This window comes from Rhizobacter fulvus (assembly GCF_964020785.1).
This window is the reverse complement of the sequence record NZ_OZ224516.1, coordinates 4,337,279-4,354,535: the sequence shown is the minus strand read 5'-3', so window position 1 is coordinate 4,354,535 and position 17,257 is coordinate 4,337,279. Positions and strand designations below refer to the sequence as shown.

Genomic DNA, 17,257 nt, shown 5'->3' with positions numbered 1-17,257 from the left:
GAATCAGGACAGAAGCGAAAGCGCGAACGCCATGCCCGCGACGGCGGCGAAGCCGATCGAGCCGGCGATCCAGTCCTTGCGGAGGTTGGACACCTGGCCGAACTCGATGATCAGCAAGCGTACGCCGCCGGTCATGTGCAGGGCGAGCAGGACGACGAGGCCCCACTCGGCGAACTTGAACAGCGGCCGGTCGGTGGCGCGCAGGAAACCGTCCAGCGCCGCAGCGCCTTGCAGCGCATGGCCCAGCGCCCAGAAGTGGATCGGCAGGAACAGCGCCAGCCCGAGGCCCGACAGCCGGTGCATCAGGAAAGCCCAGTACGCGGGATGGGCGCGCGCCCGCTGGTCGTTGCGGCGCATCATGCGACCACCGCCCAGACCGCGCGCAGGCCCGTCACGAGCAGCAGCACGCCGAACGCGCGCGACAGCCACAGCGCAGGGTCTTCGCGCAGGCCCCACCACTCGCGGGCGATGTTCGCCAGGCCGACCGGCACATGCACGGCACACGCCACCACGAAGACGGCGTAGAACGCGCCGAACGCCCAGTTGCCCTGCGTGCGGCCGAGGATGCCGGCTGCGCTCAGCCCGCCGCGCACCGCGTAGATCAGCACGCCCAGGTGCACCAGCACGCACAACGCCAGAACCATCGCGCTGACGCGCTGCCAGTACCAGCGCTTGGCCTGGGCGATCGCGGCGCTGCTCACAGTTCGCCCCGCACCGCGGCCTTCGCGACCTTGCGCTTCAGGCCGGCGATCGACAGCGTCGGTGCCAGCTGCTTGGGGCATCGCTCGGTGCACGAGCCCTGGGTGTGGCAGGCGTGGCAGCCGGCATCGCCGGCGACGGCGCGCAGACGCTCTGTCTGCTGCACGTCGCGCACGTCGTTCACCAGTGTCCAGGCGCGGTTCAACGCGGCCGGGCCGAGGTAGTCCGGGCGCCAGCCGACCACGTCGCACGACGCGTAGCAGACGCCGCAGCCGATGCACTCGATGCCGGCGTTCGCGGCGGCCCGCTCGGGCGAAGCGGGAGCGACCTTCGCGAAATCGTCGGCCCGCGTCGCAGTGCCCTTGAACTGGCCCTTGGCGCGCGCCCACTTGTCGAAGAACGCGCTCATGTCGGTCGCCAGGTCCTTGATGACCGGCAGGTTGGACAGCGGCGCGATCTCGAGCTCGCCGTCGCCAGCGACTTTCGCGACATGGGTGCGGCACGTCCAGCACGCCTTGCCGTTGACAGTCATCGCGCACGAACCGCACATGCCGACGCGGCAGGCGAACCGATAGCTCAGCGTCGGCTCGAGGAAGCGCTGGATGTGGGTCACGACGTCCAGCACCGTCTGGCTGGCTTGGCGCGGCACCTCGTAGCGCGTGAACTCGCCCTGTTGGGCGCCGCGCCAGACCTTGACTGTGAGCATCGTCGACATGGCGCGCATCATCGCGACGTGTCATCGAAAGTTAAAGCGAATTATTCTTCTATCGAGCGATGAAAAAACTTTAGAGTGGCGGACGATGTCGTCCATTCGCACCCTCAGAAGCTTTCTCGCCGTCGCCCGCCTCGGCAGTTTCTCGGCCGCGGGCAAGGAGATCGGGCTGACCGCGGCGGCGGTCGGCCAGCAGATCCGAGCCCTCGAGGACGAGCTGCACAAGGTGCTGTTCGACCGCAGCGGCCGGGCGATCGTGCTCAACACGGCCGGGCGCGGCATGGTGGCACCGGTCAAGGAACTGATCTCGCGCTACGAGGCGCTGGCAGCCGACGAAGCCGGGGAGGCGCTGACCGGCACCGTGGTCATGGGCGCGCTGGTGTCGGCGCTGATGGGCGCGTTCGCCGACAGCCTGTGGTCGCTGACCCGCCAGCACCCCGATCTGGACGTGACGCTGTTTGCGGGCCAGTCCGCGGACTTCGCCGGCCGGGTCGACCGCGGCGAGCTCGACGCCGCCGTCGTCACGCAGCCGCCGATCCGCCTGCCCTCCAACCTGGTGTGGACGCGCCTCTACACCGAGCCGATGGTGCTGATCGTGCCTGCCAAGCCGCATTTCACGGTTCCCGCCGCCGGGTTGGCGATCCTGGCCGACTGTCCGTTCCTGCGCTTCGACCGCCAGACCTGGACCGGCCACCTGGTCGACGAGGTGCTGGCGCAGTGCGGCGCCGCCGCACGCACGCGCATGGAGCTGAACTCACTCGAGGCGATCGTGGCGCTGGTGCGCCAGGGCTTCGGCGTGTCGATCGTGCCGCAGCTGGCCAACCTGCAGTGGGCGCGCGACCGCGCGCTGCGGATCGTGCCGCTGCCGGGCGTGGCGGTGCAGCGTTCGGTCGGCCTGCTGGAACGGCGCCAGCACAGCCGGGCGCGGGTGACGGAGGCGATCAAGGCGTATTTCGCCGCGAACGGCACGCCTGGAGCGCCTTGACGCGGCCAATTGCGGTGGCGGTTGCGTCGGGCTATAATCGACGGTCTTTGCTGGCAAAACCCCGCGTTGCGATTGGCGAGCCCACGAGAACAGGAACTCCGGACCCTCCGGTTTTCGGAACTCGCCGACACCGAGCGCACTTCAATTTCAGGATCAACCCTTTACATGACTACGATTCGCGTCAAAGAAAACGAGCCATTCGACGTGGCACTGCGCCGCTTCAAGCGCACCATCGAGAAGCTCGGCCTGCTGACCGACCTGCGTGCCCGCGAGTTCTACGAGAAGCCCACTGCCGAGCGCAAGCGCAAGAAGGCGGCCGCCGTGAAGCGCCACTTCAAGCGCGTGCGCAGCATGCAGCTGCCGAAGAAGCTGTTCTGACGCGGTCGTAGCGTCGCGGTAGGCGGGTCGCTCTCGATCCGCCGCTGCCCCTGAAGAGCCCGCGCACTGCGGGCTTTCTCGTTTGTGCCGACTGGAGTTGTGATGACCCTCAAAGACCAGATCACCGAAGACATGAAGACGGCGATGCGCGCGAAGGACGCGCCGCGCCTGCTGACGATCCGCGGCCTGCTCGCGGCGCTGAAGCAGCGCGAGGTCGACGAGCGCATCGTGCTCGACGAGGCCGCCGTGATCGCGATCGTCGACAAGCTCGTCAAGCAGCGCAAGGACTCGATCACCCAGTTCACCGCCGGTAACCGGCCCGACCTGGTCGAGAAGGAGAGCGCCGAGCTTGCCGTGCTCGAAGGCTACCTGCCGCAGCGCATGGATGCCGACTCGGTGGCCGCCGAAGTCGCGGCGATCGTCGCCGAGCTGGGCGCCAAGGGGCCGGGCGACATGGGCAAGGTCATGGGCGCCGTGAAGTCGAAACTCGCCGGCAAGGCCGACATGGCCCTGGTATCCGCCGCGGTCAAGAAGGCGCTCGCATCATGAGCGCGCCGCAGGTCCAGCAGCTGAGCGCCGACGTGTGCGTGGCGCCGCAACTCGACACCGCCGCGATGGCATGGGCCGTCCAGGCGGGCTTCAAGAGCGTCGTCAACAACCGGCCCGACTTCGAAGGTGGCCCGGATCAGCCGACCAGCGCCGCGATGGAAGCGGCCGCCCGGGCCGCCGGCCTGCAGTACGCCTACCTGCCGGTCCAACCGGCGGTGCAGACACCCGAGGAAATCGCCCGCTTCGCAGTCCTGCTGGCCGAACTGCCGAAGCCCATCCTCGCGTTCTGCCGCAGCGGCGCGCGCTCCGGCAAGCTTTATCGGGCGGCGACCGGCGGCTGAAACGCCCTACAGCCCGGCGATCTTCAGCCGGTCGATCAGCACCGAGCCGATCGTCTTGCTGCCCATCGTGTAGGCGTCGGCGCCGACCGCCTGGATGCCCTTGAACATCGCCCGCAGGTTGCCGGCGATCGTGATCTCGTGGACCGGGTACTGGATCTTGCCGTTCTCGACCCAGAAGCCGGCCGCGCCGCGCGAGTAGTCGCCGGTCACGTAGTTGACGCCCTGCCCCATCAGCTCGATCACGAACAGGCCGCGGCCGAGCTTCTTCAGCATCGCGTCGAGGTCGTCGCCGGGCTGGGTCAGCCGGCTCGTCAAGGTGAGGTTCTGCGAGCCGCCGGCGTGGCCGGTCGTGCGCATGCCGAGCTTGCGGCCCGAGTAGCTCGACAGGAAGTAGCCCTGCACCGCGCCGGCCGACACCACGTCGCGGGCCACGGTGCGTACGCCCTCGTCGTCGAACGGCGCGCTGCCCTTGCCGCGCAGGATATGCGGGTCCTCGCGAATGTCGATGTGCTCGGGCAGCACGCGCTTGCCCAGGCTGTCCAGCAGGAAGCTGGACTTGCGGTACAGCGCACCACCGCTGGTCGCCTGCACGTAGGCCCCCAGCAGGCCCGCGGCAAGCGACGACTCGAACAGCACCGGCACCTCGCAGGTCTTGATCTTGCGAGACTTCAGGCGCGACAGCGCGCGCCCGGCGGCATAGCGGCCGACAGCCTCGGGCGACGCCATCTCGTCCGACGCACGCATCGAGGTGTACCAGGCGTCGCGCTGCATGTCCTCACCGCGCCGGCCCGGCAACGAGGCGATCGGCGCCACCGACAACGAATGCCGCGAGCTGGCGTAGCCGCCGCGAAAGCCGCGGCTGTTGCCGGCGAAGAAGTGCGATTGCTGCGCGGATACGCCCGCGCCTTCGGAATTGGTGATTCGCCGGTCGACTGCGAACGCCGCGGCCTCGCAGCGCAACGCGATATGCAGCGCCTGCTCGGCATCGACCGCCCAGGGGTGGAACAGGTCGAGGTCGCGGGTCGCCTCGTCGCCGCTGGCGATGTCCTCGGCGTCGGGCAGGCCCGCGGCCGAATCCTCGGCGGTGAAGCGCGCGATGTCGTGCGCCGCGCGCACCGTCTGCTCGAGCGCGGCGCGCGAGAAGTCGGACGTGCTGGCATTGCCGCGGCGCTGACCGATGTAGACGGTGATGCCCATCGACTTGTCACGGTTGCGCTCCACGTTCTCGGTCTCGCCCTTGCGGATCGAGACCGACAGGCCGACGCCTTCGGAGACCTCGACCGCCGCGTCGCTCGCCCCGAGCGAGCGGGCGAGCGCCAGCGCGTCCTCGACATGCTGCTGGAACTGCGCCGGCGCATAGGCAAAGCCGGGTTGTGGGAGGGCCGAGGGCTGGGGGGAGGACATGTGTGGGGATCGAACCGGTCAAAGCGCGGAAGCCGGGTGGCAAGGCGCGGGTGCGGGACTATGATACCGAGCGCACACGGAGTGCCACTTCGTCACGTTCCGCAGACCCTTTCCCGATGCCTTCCTTGCCCGAACCCACCGAAGACGACACGCTGCGCGCCGCGCCGGTGTATTCCTTCGACGAGAAGCCGAGCAAGACTCGCCTCAAGCAGGCCTCGCACGAGTTGCAGGAACTGGGCGAGGCGGTCGTCGCGCTGCCCGATTCGCGCATCGACGCGCTGGAGATCGCCGAAGAGCTGCTCGACGCGATCCGCCAGTTCAAGAAAACCAAGAGCTTCGAGGGCAGGCGCCGCCAGATGCAGTACATCGGCAAGCTGATGCGCAAGCACGAGGTCGAGCCGATCCGCCAGGCCGTGACCGACATGCAGCTCGGCCGCGCCAAGGATTCCCTCGCGTTGCACCAGGCCGAGCGCTGGCGCGCCGAGCTGCTGGCGGACGACGACGCCACCACACGCTGGATCAGCGCCCACCCCCAGACCGATGTCCAGCAATTGCGCAGCCTCGTGCGAGCCGCGCGCAAGGATGCCGCGCTCGTGCCCGAGAAACGCAGCGGGCGCGCCTTCCGTGAGTTGTTCCAGTTCATCAAGGAGCACCCCCTCGAATGAGCGGTCTGGATCCGGTACGCATCGGCCTCATCTCTGTCAGCGACCGCGCATCCAGCGGCGTTTACGAGGACAAGGGAATTCCTGCGCTGCAGGCATGGCTGACGTCAGCCGTGCGCAATCCGATTCACTGGGAAACACGATTGATCGCCGACGAACAGGCCACCATCAGCGCGACCCTGGTCGACCTCGTCGACCGGCAGCATTGCGACCTGGTGCTGACCACCGGCGGCACCGGCCCGGCGCCGCGCGATGTGACGCCCGAGGCGACGCTGGCGGTGGCCGACAAGGTCATGCCCGGCTTCGGCGAACAGATGCGCCAGATCAGCCTGAGCTTCGTGCCGACCGCGATCCTGTCGCGCCAGGTCGCGGTGATCCGCGGCAAGGCGCTGGTGATCAACCTGCCCGGCCAACCGAAGGCCATCGCCGAGACGCTCGCCGGCCTGCCGGCCGCGGCGGATTCGGCCCGGCCAGCGGTGCACGGCATCTTCGCGGCGGTGCCCTATTGCATCGACCTGATCGGCGGCCCGTACCTCGAGACCGACCCGGCGGTGTGTGCCGCGTTCCGACCGAAGTCGGCCCAGCGTCCTCCGTCTGCACCCGCCTGAGGCCGTACGTTGCAACACGCCGTCCGTTCGTCCACCCCGTTCGCCCGCGCCCTGCTCGCGGCGACACTCGTCGCTGCATTTGCGGCGCCGGTGCGGGCCGCGGACACGATGGTCGAATTCGTCGTGGTTCGGGCCGACACGCTGATCGGCCTGTCCAGCAGCGTGCTGGTCTCGCCCACCGCGTGGCGCGAAGTGGCGCGCATCAACAAGATCCCGGACCCGAACCGCATCCTGCCCGGCCAACGCCTGCGCATCCCGGCCCGGCTGCTGCGCGGCGATGCCGTCAGCGCGACGCTGGTCAGCGTCACCGGTGACGTGCGCAGCGGCGATGCGCCGCTCGCAGCCGGCGCCGCGCTGAACGAAGGCCAGTCGGTCCAGACCGGCCCGAACGGCTCGGCCGTGGTCGAGCTGGCCGATGGCTCGCGCGTTCGGCTGCCGCCGTCCAGCCTCGCCGAGGTCGCGGCCAGCCGCAACTTCGGCGGTCGGCTGCCGACCCACGCCGCGGCCAGCGCCGATGACGCGGCTGCCGCCAACGCCCCCAGCCACTGGTTCGCCGGCACGATGCGGGTGCTGCGCGGCTCGGTCGAGGTGTTCGCGACCAAGGTGCTGCGCGCCAAGCCGCTCGAAGTCGTCACGCCGACCGCGGTCGTCGGCGTGCGCGGGACGCAGTATCGGGTCGCCTACGAGGACGCCGCGACACGCCGCACCCATGCGGAGGTACTGGAAGGCGTGGTGGCGTTCGACGCCGCCGGCGCCGCCGGAGGCACCGCGCTGACGGCCGGTTTCGGCGCGTCGACGGACGGCGGGAGCCCGCCTTCCGCACCCACGCGCCTCTTGCCGCCGCCCGACCTGACGGCGCTGCCGGAGCGTTTCGAGCGCCCGATCGTTCGGTTCGCGTTGCCCGGCGAGTCGACGCCACTGCGCGTGCAGGTCGCTGCCGACCCGGCCTTCGACCGCATGGTCAGCGACCAGCAGGTCGCACCCGGCGCCGAAGTGCGCATCGCCGGCCTGGACGATGCCCAGTGGTACGTGCGCGCACGCCGCATCGACGCGCAGGGGATCGAGGGCTTCGATTCGGCGCGCCCGTTCGTGCTGAAGGCCCGCCCCGAGCCGCCCGCCTACCGCGCTCCGCGGGTGAGCGCGAAGCAACCGGTCGGCACCGTCCAGTTCGCCTGGGCACCGAACGTGGATGCGACGCGCGCACGGCTGCAGGTGGCCGAGGACGCAGCGTTCACGCGCGTCGTGGAGGACCGCGACAACCTCGATGCCTCCGCGCTCGAGGCCACGCTGTCGAAGCCCGGCACCTACTTCTGGCGACTGGCCAGCGTGCGGCCGAGCGGCGACCACGGCCCGTTCGGCGACGCCCAGCGCTTCGAGCTGCGCCCGACGCCCGAGCCCGCCGCGGTCGCGCGTTCGGCCGACGGCAACGCGCTCGTCTTCCGCTGGAGCGGCGCCCGTCCGGAAGACAAGCAGCAGGTCGAATTCGCGCGCGACCTCGAGTTCAAGCAGATCGTCACGAGCGCCGAAGTCAGCGGCTCGGAGTGGATCCTGCCGATGCCGGGTTCCGGCGGCCGCTACTACTTCCGCTACCGCAGCGTCGAACCCGACGGCTTCGTCTCGCCGTACAGCGAGAAGGTGCAGGTCGACGTGCCGCGGGACTGGTCCGGCCTGGGCTTGCTGCTGCCGCTGTTGCTGCTGCTCTGAGCACGCGGACGGCGCCGCACGGCGGCGTCACTTCACCATCTGGTTGAAGCGTTCGGCGTCGAACTGCTCGGTGGTGCGCGCGTCCTGCGGCACGCAATCGGGCGTCGGCAACTCGCGCGAGCGCGCCGACAGCTTCTCGATCGCCGCCCACAGCATCGCGATCTGATGCTCGTGGCCCGAGGCGTTGTCGATCAGGCCCTTCATCGCGTGCGCCATCGGGTCGTCGCCCTGGGTGATACCGTAGGCCGAGAAGCCCATCTTCGCGGCGGCGGCCTCGCGCACTGCATCGGCCTCCTTGTGCAGCACGCGGGCCGGGTTGCCGACGGCGGTGGCACCCGGGGGCACCTCCTTCAGCACGACGGCGTTCGAGCCGACGCGCGCGCCGTCGCCGACCGTGAATCCGCCCAGCACCTGCGAGTTGGCGCCGACGATCACGCCGCGCCCCAGCGTCGGGTGGCGCTTGGCGCCCTTCGCCAGCGACGTGCCGCCGAGCGTCACACCCTGGTAGATCGTGCAGTCGTCACCGATCTCCGCGGTCTCGCCGACGACCACGCCCATGCCGTGGTCGATGAAGACGCGCCGGCCGATCGTGGCACCGGGGTGGATCTCGATGCCGGTCAGGAAGCGGCCCAGGTGCGACGTGAAGCGCGCCAGCCAGTGCAGCCCGTTGCGGCGGAACCAGGCCGCGCGCCGATGCAGGACGAGCGCGTGCAGACCGGGATAGCAGGTCAGCACCTCCCAGGCGCTGCGCGCCGCCGGGTCGCGCTCGAGGATGCAGGCGATGTCTTCTCGCAGCCGCTGGAACATGGGGAATCCGGTGAATGGGGTCGGACGCAGTTTATCCGTTGCCCCGCGAACGCGTCGGCGCAGGCCGCGCCGGCCGCGTCAGCGCCGCGCCTTCTCGACCGCCCGCGCCACACCGCGCAGGATGTGCACTTCCTCGTCGGTCAGCTGGGCGCGGTTGACGAGCTGCTGCAGGCGCGGCATGAGCTTGCGCGGCACGGCCGGATCGAGATAGTCGATGTCGATCAGCGTGCGACGCCAGTGGTCGAGCAGGCCCTGCACCGCGGTGTCGTCGGCGCGGTGCGCGTCGACCGTGCGCGGCTGCACCGGGAACCCGCCCAGCGCCTGGCGCCAGTCGTAGGCGAGCAACTGCACCGCCTGGGCCAGGTTCAGCGAGCCGTAGCCCGCCATCGTCGGGATGCTCAGGCAGACGTGGCACCGATACACGTCCTCGTTGCTCATGCCGAAGCGCTCGGAGCCGAACACGAACGCGACCCGCTGCGATTGCGGCGCCAGTTCCGCGAACAGCTCGCGCGGCGCCCGCGTCGGCGGGCCGAAATCGCGCGGCGTCATCGCGGTGGCGCAGGCGAAGTGGATGCCGTCCATCGCGTCGACCAGCGTCGGCACGATCCGCGCGCCGGCGAGCACGTCGGTCGCGCCGCTGGCCATGGCCAGCGCTTCGGGCTGCTGCAGCACGTCGGCGAAGCGCGGCGCCACGAGGACGAGGTCCGAGAAGCCCATCACCTTCATGGCCCGCGCCGCGGCGCCGACGTTGCCGCCGTGGCTGGTGCCGATCAGGACGAAGCGGGTGGGATCGGGGCGATCGGACTGAGGCACGGGCACGGGCAGGCTCGCAGGTAAAATGGCGATTATCCGCAGCGGCCCGTCCGCCGCCCCGCTCTTTCTTCCCGCCAGCCCCGCGTTCGCCGCCTTCACGCCTTCGATAGGTCCGCCATGTCCCAAGCCCTTCACCCGATGCTCAACACCGCCATCAAGGCGGCCCGCAGCGCCGGGGCGATCATCAACCGGGCTTCGCTCGACCTCGACCTGCTGAAGATCACGACCAAGTCCGCCAACGACTTCGTCACCGAGGTCGACCACAAGGCCGAGGCCGTGATCATCGAGACACTGCTGACGGCCTACCCCGGCCACGGCATCCTCGCCGAGGAGTCGGGGCGCGAACACGGCGCGAAGGACAGCGAGTTCGTCTGGATCATCGATCCGCTCGACGGCACCACCAACTTCATTCACGGCTTCCCGGTCTACTCGGTCTCGATCGCGCTGGCGTTCCGCGGCCAGGTACAGCAGGCCGTCGTCTACGACCCGACCCGCAACGACCTGTTCTACGCGTCCAAGGGCCGCGGCGCGTTCCTGAACGACCGCCGGCTGCGCGTCTCGAAGCGGGTGCGGTTGACCGACTGCCTGGTCAGCACCGGCTTCCCGTTCCGCAAGGGCGACAACTTCAAGCGCTACATGCAGATGATGGAGGCCGTGATGCCGGCGTGTGCGGGCCTGCGCCGCCCGGGGTCGGCCGCGCTCGACCTCTGCTACGTCGCCGCGGGGTACACCGACGGCTTCTTCGAGAACGGCCTGAGCCCGTGGGACATCGCCGCCGGCTCGCTGATGGTCACCGAGGCCGGCGGCCTGATCGGCAACTTCACCGGCGAGGCCGACTACCTCTACCAGCGCGAGTGCCTGGCCGCGAGCCCGCGCGTCTACGGCCAGCTGGTGAGCCTGCTGAGCCCGTTCACGCATGTGATCGCGGCCGATGCGCCGGTCGCGCCGGGCGAGACCACGCTCGGCATCACGCCGGAGGACGCGCTCGCCGCAGGCGTCGAGATCGCGCGCGATCCGGCGCCAACGCCCGTCAAGAAGGCCGCCACGCGCATCAGCAAGGAGAGCATGGCGGCCGAGAAGCAGGCCGCCGCCGAGGCCGACCGCAAGGCGGCGCCGCGGTCGCGCTCGCCGCGTGGAGGCGACGCGCCTTTCTGAGCCCGACGTCGGTCGCCGCAGCATGCAGTTGCCGCCGCTGAACCTCGAGGCGATTCCGTCGCTGCGCCATTCGGTGTGGCTGCGCCTGCTGCTCGGCCACCGGGTGCTGAACGGCGTGGCGGTCGGCCTCGGGCTGGCCGTGCTGTCGGTGCTGGTCTTCCTCGTTGCCGGTCCGGTCGTCGCCGCGTCGGCCTCGGTCGGCATGCTCACCCTGAGCATCGGGGACCAGGTTTCGCCGGCGCGCGGCAAGCTGCGCCAGATCGCGCCGCTGCTGTGGCTGGCAGCGCCGCTGACGGCGGCGGTGCAGTTCGCGCACCTCGCGCCCGACCATGTGGACCTGCTGCTCGGCATCGTCGTCGCGCTCGGCGGCTTCATCGGCATGCTCGGAACAGCCTGGGGGCTGCGCGGCGGGCCGCTCGGCTTCGCGCTGCTGCTGGCGATCGTGTTCGCGATGTCCACGCCCCCGCCCGACGACTGGCGCACCGCGCTTACCCATGTCGCCTGGTTCCAGGTCGGCGCGTTCCTGTTCGCGGCCTGGGCCGTGTTCAGCGCGCACGTGCTGAACCTGCGCTTTCGCACGCAGGCGCTGGCCGATGCGATCAACGAACTCGCCGTGATGCTGCGCCAGCAGGGCGCGCGCCTGGCCGCCACCGGTGACCGGCGCGAGAACCAGCTGCGCGCGCTGCTCGGCGAACAGGCCGCTCTGGCCGACAAGCTGCAGACCGCGCGCGACCTGGTGCTCGACCAGCCCGCCAAGCCGGCCGAGCTGCGCCTGACCGGCATGCTGATCGCCGCGATCCGGCTGCGCGAGCAGGCGCTCGCCTGCGAACTCGAACTCGACATGCAACCCGCACGCGGCGGCGCGCCGCCGACGCTGGCGCAAGCGCAGGCGCTCGAATCGCTGTGGGGCGATTTCAGCGCCCACCTCGATCGCGTCTGCTGGTCGCTGTTCACCGGCGGGCAATTGCCGCCGCGCCTGGCCGAATCGTTGCTCGCGCGCACCGCCGAGGCGCACCGCGCCGTCCCGCCGACGCTGCGCAGCGCCGTCGACGCGATGGGCGCCGAGATGCAGAGCCTGTTGCGCCTTGCCGAGCACGGCGGCGACGAGCCGCGCCTCGCGCTCGCCGAGCAGGCGCGCGACTGGCCGCGCTTCCGCACCTCGATGCGCTGGCCGATCGCGCCGCTCAAGCGCGCGATGAGCGGTCACTCGCCGGTGCTTCGCTACGCGCTGCGCGTGACGATCGCGCTGCTGGTCGGCTACACCATCGGCCTGCACCTGCCGTGGGCGGCACACCCGCAGTGGATCCTGCTGACCATCGCGGTCGTGATGCGGACCAACATCGCGCAGACGCTCGAGCGCCGCAACGCCCGCCTGATCGGCACCTTGATCGGCTGCGTGCTGGTGACCGCGCTGCTGAGCCTGAAGCCGAGCGTGCCGGTGCAGTTCCTGGTGCTGGCGATCGGCGCCGGCATCGCGCACGGCTTCGCGCAGGTACGCTATCTGGTCGCCGCCACCGCCGCCACCGTCCTCGCATTGATCCAGGGCCACCTGCTGCACACCGCCGGCGAGTTCGCGCTGTACGAGCGGCTGGCCGACACGCTGATCGGCACCGCGCTGGCCTGGGCCTTCAGCTACGTGCTGCCGGCCTGGGAGCGGCGGCAGCTGCCGGCGCTGCTGAAGCGCCTGCGCAAGGCGCAACTGCAGCATGCCCAGGTGGCGCTCGGCAGCACCGAACTCTCGACCGCGAATGCCGACTGGCGGCTCGCGCGCCGTGAGGTCCACGACAGCCTGGCCGCGATCGCGATCGCCGCGCAGCGCGCGCGTGCCGAACCGCGCGCCGTGCAGCCGCCGCTGGACCTGCTCGAGCGAGTCCAGTTGCGCAGCTACCGCCTGCTGGCGCAGCTCGGCGGCCTGCGCACCTGGCGCGAGCAGCCGCGCGCACTGCCCGACGCGCAGGCGCAGCCGCTGCTCGCGGCGCACCTCGCGCGCATCACCGCCGCACTCGACAACGCGGCGGTGCCGACCGCGACGGCCGCGCCGGTCGAGGCGCGCACCGAAACCATCTCCCCCCACGAAGAAGCCGCGCAACTGCACCAGCGCCTGCGCGACGCCGACGACGAGGCCGCCGCGCTCGGCGCCGACCTGGCCGCCGCGCAGGCCTGGGAACTGGCGCGCGCGCAGGAAAGACAACGATGACCTCGATCACGCCGCCCGCGGGCGCAGCACCGGCGCTGACGCCGATGATGGCCCAGTACACCAAGATCAAGGCCGACTTCCCCGACACGCTCCTGTTCTATCGCATGGGCGACTTCTACGAGCTGTTCTTCGACGACGCCCGCAAGGCCAACCGCCTGCTCGACATCACGCTGACCGCGCGCGGCAGCAGCAACGGCGAGCCGATCCCGATGGCCGGCGTGCCCGTCGTCTCGGTCGACGGCTACCTCGCCAAGCTGATCAAGCTCGGCGAGGCCGTCGCGATCTGCGAGCAGGTGGGCGACGTGGCCACCGCCAAGGGTCCGGTCGAGCGCAAGGTCGTGCGCGTGGTCACGCCCGGCACCGTGACCGACACCGAACTGCTCGCCGACAAGAGCGATGCGCTGCTGCTCGCCGTCGCGCCACAGGACAAGCAGATCGGCCTGGCCTGGCTGGCGCTGACCAGCGGCGAGCTGGGCCTGAGCGAATGCAGCGAGGCCGAACTCGGCGCGTGGCTGGTGCGGTTGGCGCCGGCCGAGGTGCTGGTCGACCGCGATCGTGTACCGGCCGCGTTGAGCGATGCCCGCGTCACCGTCACCCACCGCCCGGCGTGGCAGTTCGACACGTCGCTCGGCCTGCGCAAGCTGTGCGAGCAGCTGCGCACCAGCAGCCTGGCCGGCTTCAATGCGCAGGAGTTGCGGGCCGCCCAGGCCGCCGGCGCCGCGTTGCTGAGCTTCGCCGAGCACACCCAGGGGCAGGCGCTCGCGCATGTCCGCACGCTGACCGTGCAGCGCGCCAGCGACCTGCTCGAACTGCCACCGACCACGCACCGCAACCTGGAGCTGACGCAGACCCTGCGCGGCGAGGACGCACCGACGCTGCTGTCGCTGCTCGACACCTGCCGCACCGGCATGGGCTCGCGCACGCTGCGTCACTGGCTCACCTACCCGCTGCGCGAGCGCCGCGTCGCGACCCAGCGCCACGACGCGATCGACGCGCTGCACCTGACCGGCGTGAGCGAACTGCGCAACGCCCTGCGCGGCATCAGCGATGTCGAACGCATCACCGCACGCATCGCGCTGCGCCAGGTGCGCCCACGCGAGCTGACCGGCCTGCGCGCGACGCTGCACGCGCTGCCGGCGCTGCGCGCGCAGGTACCGCTCGGCGAGGCCACGCTGCTCGACCTGCTCGGCGAGGCGCTGACGCCGCCCGACGAGATCCATGCGCTGCTCGCCGCCGCGATCGCCGACGAGCCCGCGGTGCTGCTGCGTGACGGCGGCGTGATCGCGCCAGGCTTCGACGCCACGCTGGACGAGCTGCGCGGCATCGGCGCGAACTGCGACGCCTTCCTGCTCGCGCTCGAAGCGCGCGAGCGTGCGCGCACCGGCATTGCCAACCTGCGGGTGCAGTTCAACAAGGTGCACGGCTTCTACATCGAGGTCACGCAGGGTCAGGCGAGCAAGGTGCCGCTCGACTACCAGCGCCGCCAGACGCTGAAGAACGCCGAGCGCTTCATCACGCCGGAGCTCAAGACCTTCGAGGACAAGGCGCTGTCCGCGCAGGACCGGGCGCTGGCGCGCGAGAAGCTGCTGTACGAGCAGTTGATCGACCAGCTGCAGGCGCACCTGGAGCCGCTCACGGCGCTGGCCCGCGCGCTCGCGAGCGTCGATGCGCTCGCCGCGCTGGCCGAGCGCGCGACCACGCTGAACTGGTGCCGCCCGGAATTCGTCCGCGAGCCCTGCATCCGCATCGAGGCCGGTCGACACCCCGTGGTCGAGGCGCGCCTGATGGAGACCGGCGGCGTCAACTTCATGCCGAACGACTGCAAGCTCGACGCGGCCCGCAAGATGCTCGTGATCACCGGCCCGAACATGGGCGGCAAGAGCACCTTCATGCGGCAGGTCGCGCTGATCGCGCTGCTCGCGGCGATGGGGTCGTTCGTGCCGGCGCGCGCCTGCCGGCTCGGGCCGATGGATGCGATCCACACCCGCATCGGCGCGGCCGACGACCTGGCCAACGCGCAGTCGACCTTCATGCTCGAGATGACCGAGGCCGCCGCGATCATCCACGGCGCGACCGAGCACTCGCTGGTGCTGATGGACGAGATCGGCCGCGGCACGTCGACCTTCGACGGCCTCGCACTCGCCAGCAGCATCGCCAGCCACCTGCACGACAAGACCCGCGCGTTCACGCTGTTCGCGACCCACTACTTCGAGCTGACCGAGCTGCCGGTCAAGCACGACCGGGCGTTCAACCTGCACGTCTCCGCGGTCGAGAGCGGCGACGACATCGTGTTCCTGCACGAACTGCAACCCGGCCCGGCGAGCCGCAGCTACGGCGTGCAGGTCGCGCGGCTCGCCGGCATGCCGGTCAGCCTGCTGCGCCAGGCGCGCGCGACGCTCGAGGCGCTGGAGGCCAGCAAGCACGCCGCCGACGCGCAGATCGACCTGTTCGCCGCGCCGCCGCCCGCACCCGCCGCGGAAACTTCACGGCTCGACGCGGCGCTCGCCGCGCTCGACCCCGATATGCTCTCGCCCAAAGAGGCGCTGGCAGCCCTCTACGAACTCAAATCCCTCCAAGGAAAATCATGACCTACTGCGTAGGCATCAAACTCGACGCCGGCCTGGTGTTCATGTCCGACTCGCGCACCAACGCGGGCCTCGACCAGATCAGCACCTACCGCAAGATGATGGTGTACGAGCGGCCCGGCGAGCGCTTCATGGTGATGCTGTCGGCGGGCAACCTGTCGATCAGCCAGTCGGTGCGCGAGATCCTGCAGGTCGAGAAGATCGAGGACCGCGACGGCAACCCGATCACGATCTGGAACGCCAGGAGCATGTTCGACGCGGTGCGCGTGCTCGGGGCCGCGGTGCGCCGCGTGCACGACCAGGACGGCGCGGCGCTGGAGCGCGCCGGCGTCGACTTCAACGCGTCGATGATCTTCGGCGGCCAGATCGGCGGCGAGGCGATGCGGCTGTTCCTGGTCTACTCGGCCGGCAACTTCATCGAGGCGACGCGCGAGACCTGCTACTTCCAGGTCGGCGAATCCAAATACGGCAAGCCGGTGCTCGACCGCATGATCACGCCCGCCACGCCGCTCGACGGGGCCGCCAAGTGCGCGCTCGTGTCGATGGACTCGACGCTGAAGTCCAACCTCTCGGTCGGCCTGCCGCTCGACCTGCTGGTCTACGAGGCGCACTCGCTGCACAGCGACCAGATCGTCTGCATCGACGAGCACAACCCGTATTTCCAGATGATCCGCGGCAACTGGGGCCTGAAGCTGCGCGAGGCCTTCGAATCGCTCGAAGACCCGCAATGGGGCAGCGGCCCGACCGCCGTGCCGCTGTGCGTCGCCTCCAAGCGCTACGAGACGATGAAGAAGATCACGCATCCGGACGAGAAGGTCGTGTGATGCCGGGTTCGGCTCTCCGGACCATCGTCTTCTCGCACGCCAACGGATTCCCGGCCGGCACCTACCGGCTGATCTTCGGGGCCTGGCGAGCCGCCGGCTACACCGTTCACGCGATCGAGAAGTACGGCCACGACCCGCGCTTCCCGGTCACCAGCAACTGGCCGCACCTGCGAGCGCAGCTGATCGACTTCATCGAGCACGAAGTCGGCGGCCCCGCTTACCTGGTCGGCCATTCGCTCGGCGGCTTCCTGAGCCTGATGGCCGCGTCGAAGCGCCCCGACCTCGCCAGCGGCCTCGTGATGCTCGACTCGCCGATCCTGTCGGGCTGGAAGGCGCGCGCCGTGCAGGTCGCCAAGGCCGCGGGCATCGGCGAGCGATTCTCGCCGGGCCATGTCTCGAAGCGCCGGCGCCAGCAATGGGACAGCGCCGACGCCGCGTTCGCACACTTCGCCGCCAAGCCGGCGTTCGCGCGCTGGGCGCCCGGCATGCTGCGCGACTACATCGCCGCTGGCACCGAGACCCACGGCACGCATCGGCGGCTCGCGTTCCACCGCGATGTCGAGACCGCGATCTACAACACGCTGCCGCACCACCTCGCGCGCGTGCTGCGCCTGCACCCGCTGCAGTGCGAGATGGCGTTCGTGCGCGGCACCGAGTCGGTCGAGGTCCGCCAGGTCGGCATGCGCGCGACCGAACGGCTCGCCAAGGGCCAGGTCGTCGCGATCGAAGGCTCGCACCTGTTCCCGCTGGAACGCCCGGCCGAGACGGCCGCCACCGTCCTGAAACTGATCGAATCGATGAAGCCGGCGGCGCAGACCCCACGCCTATAATCGC

General features: G+C 70.4%; 18 protein-coding genes. 12 read left to right on the top strand and 6 right to left on the bottom strand.

Annotated elements, in window-relative coordinates:
• Positions 1-3 precede the first annotated feature (3 nt).
• Genes sdhC through ACWH49_RS20750 form a run of 3 tightly spaced genes read right to left on the bottom strand, consistent with a single transcriptional unit; the run spans position 4 to position 1,414 of the window.
• Entirely contained in the window at positions 4-357 is a 354-nt protein-coding gene (gene sdhC / locus ACWH49_RS20760; protein ID WP_448173193.1) for a succinate dehydrogenase, cytochrome b556 subunit, read from the bottom strand.
• Positions 357-701 (bottom strand): succinate dehydrogenase, encoded by a 345-nt coding sequence (locus ACWH49_RS20755; protein WP_448173192.1) that lies wholly within the window; start codon positions 699-701, stop codon positions 357-359. Before ACWH49_RS20755 ends, sdhC begins: the two co-directional genes overlap by 1 nt.
• A complete protein-coding gene (locus ACWH49_RS20750; protein WP_056470955.1) occupies positions 698-1,414 on the bottom strand; it encodes a succinate dehydrogenase/fumarate reductase iron-sulfur subunit in 717 nt (238 codons plus the stop codon). The genes ACWH49_RS20755 and ACWH49_RS20750 overlap by 4 nt, the downstream gene beginning before the upstream one ends.
• Before the next feature lie 85 nt (positions 1,415-1,499).
• Between ACWH49_RS20750 and ACWH49_RS20745 the strand changes: the two genes are divergently transcribed.
• The 4 genes from ACWH49_RS20745 to ACWH49_RS20730 all read left to right on the top strand — a co-directional run bounded on the left by ACWH49_RS20745 (position 1,500) and on the right by ACWH49_RS20730 (position 3,664).
• A complete protein-coding gene (locus ACWH49_RS20745) occupies positions 1,500-2,396 on the top strand; it encodes a LysR family transcriptional regulator (protein ID WP_448173191.1) in 897 nt (298 codons plus the stop codon).
• 165 nt (positions 2,397-2,561) lie between these two features.
• Positions 2,562-2,774, top strand: a complete 213-nt coding sequence (gene rpsU / locus ACWH49_RS20740; protein ID WP_056468472.1) for a 30S ribosomal protein S21 — start codon at positions 2,562-2,564, stop codon at positions 2,772-2,774.
• Positions 2,775-2,876: 102 nt separating this feature from the next.
• Entirely contained in the window at positions 2,877-3,323 is a 447-nt protein-coding gene (locus tag ACWH49_RS20735; protein ID WP_448173190.1) for a GatB/YqeY domain-containing protein, read from the top strand.
• On the top strand, positions 3,320-3,664 hold the full coding sequence (locus ACWH49_RS20730; RefSeq protein ID WP_448173189.1) for a TIGR01244 family sulfur transferase: 345 nt from the start codon (positions 3,320-3,322) through the stop codon (positions 3,662-3,664). The genes ACWH49_RS20735 and ACWH49_RS20730 overlap by 4 nt, the downstream gene beginning before the upstream one ends.
• 6 nt (positions 3,665-3,670) lie before the next feature.
• On the opposite strand, the gene pmbA is transcribed toward ACWH49_RS20730, so the two are convergent.
• On the bottom strand, positions 3,671-5,068 hold the full coding sequence (gene pmbA / locus ACWH49_RS20725; RefSeq protein ID WP_448173188.1) for a metalloprotease PmbA: 1,398 nt from the start codon (positions 5,066-5,068) through the stop codon (positions 3,671-3,673).
• Positions 5,069-5,184: 116 nt separating this feature from the next.
• On the opposite strand from pmbA, the gene yjgA reads away from it, so the two are divergent.
• Genes yjgA through ACWH49_RS20710 form a run of 3 tightly spaced genes read left to right on the top strand, consistent with a single transcriptional unit; the run spans position 5,185 to position 8,042 of the window.
• A complete protein-coding gene (gene yjgA, locus ACWH49_RS20720) occupies positions 5,185-5,733 on the top strand; it encodes a ribosome biogenesis factor YjgA (protein WP_448173187.1) in 549 nt (182 codons plus the stop codon).
• Positions 5,730-6,338, top strand: a complete 609-nt coding sequence (mog, locus tag ACWH49_RS20715; protein ID WP_448173186.1) for a molybdopterin adenylyltransferase — start codon at positions 5,730-5,732, stop codon at positions 6,336-6,338. Before yjgA ends, mog begins: the two co-directional genes overlap by 4 nt.
• A gap of 9 nt (positions 6,339-6,347) precedes the next feature.
• On the top strand, positions 6,348-8,042 hold the full coding sequence (locus ACWH49_RS20710; protein WP_448173185.1) for a FecR domain-containing protein: 1,695 nt from the start codon (positions 6,348-6,350) through the stop codon (positions 8,040-8,042).
• Between the two features lie 27 nt (positions 8,043-8,069).
• Here ACWH49_RS20710 and cysE read toward each other — a convergent pair whose 3' ends face one another.
• Together cysE and ACWH49_RS20700 are read right to left on the bottom strand one after the other, a co-directional pair.
• Positions 8,070-8,849, bottom strand: a complete 780-nt coding sequence (gene cysE / locus ACWH49_RS20705; RefSeq protein WP_056468447.1) for a serine O-acetyltransferase — start codon at positions 8,847-8,849, stop codon at positions 8,070-8,072.
• Between the two features lie 78 nt (positions 8,850-8,927).
• Positions 8,928-9,668 (bottom strand): RNA methyltransferase, encoded by a 741-nt coding sequence (locus tag ACWH49_RS20700; protein WP_448173184.1) that lies wholly within the window; start codon positions 9,666-9,668, stop codon positions 8,928-8,930.
• A gap of 111 nt (positions 9,669-9,779) precedes the next feature.
• Between ACWH49_RS20700 and ACWH49_RS20695 the strand changes: the two genes are divergently transcribed.
• From ACWH49_RS20695 to ACWH49_RS20675, 5 genes are read left to right on the top strand one after another with little or no spacing between them, the layout of a single operon-like run.
• Positions 9,780-10,817: an inositol monophosphatase family protein gene (locus ACWH49_RS20695; RefSeq protein WP_448173183.1), complete on the top strand. Its 1,038-nt coding sequence runs from the start codon at positions 9,780-9,782 to the stop codon at positions 10,815-10,817.
• Positions 10,818-10,839: 22 nt separating this feature from the next.
• Positions 10,840-13,014 carry an FUSC family protein gene (locus tag ACWH49_RS20690; RefSeq protein ID WP_448173182.1) on the top strand — a complete coding sequence of 725 codons (2,175 nt, stop codon included), beginning with the start codon at positions 10,840-10,842 and terminating at the stop codon, positions 13,012-13,014.
• The gene (gene mutS / locus ACWH49_RS20685; protein ID WP_448173181.1) at positions 13,011-15,602 is read left to right on the top strand and encodes a DNA mismatch repair protein MutS; all 2,592 of its coding nucleotides are present in this window, start codon (positions 13,011-13,013) and stop codon (positions 15,600-15,602) included. The genes ACWH49_RS20690 and mutS overlap by 4 nt, the downstream gene beginning before the upstream one ends.
• The gene (locus ACWH49_RS20680; RefSeq protein ID WP_448173180.1) at positions 15,599-16,423 is read left to right on the top strand and encodes a peptidase; all 825 of its coding nucleotides are present in this window, start codon (positions 15,599-15,601) and stop codon (positions 16,421-16,423) included. Before mutS ends, ACWH49_RS20680 begins: the two co-directional genes overlap by 4 nt.
• Positions 16,423-17,253 carry an alpha/beta fold hydrolase gene (locus tag ACWH49_RS20675; protein ID WP_448173179.1) on the top strand — a complete coding sequence of 277 codons (831 nt, stop codon included), beginning with the start codon at positions 16,423-16,425 and terminating at the stop codon, positions 17,251-17,253. Before ACWH49_RS20680 ends, ACWH49_RS20675 begins: the two co-directional genes overlap by 1 nt.
• Positions 17,254-17,257: the final 4 nt, after the last annotated feature.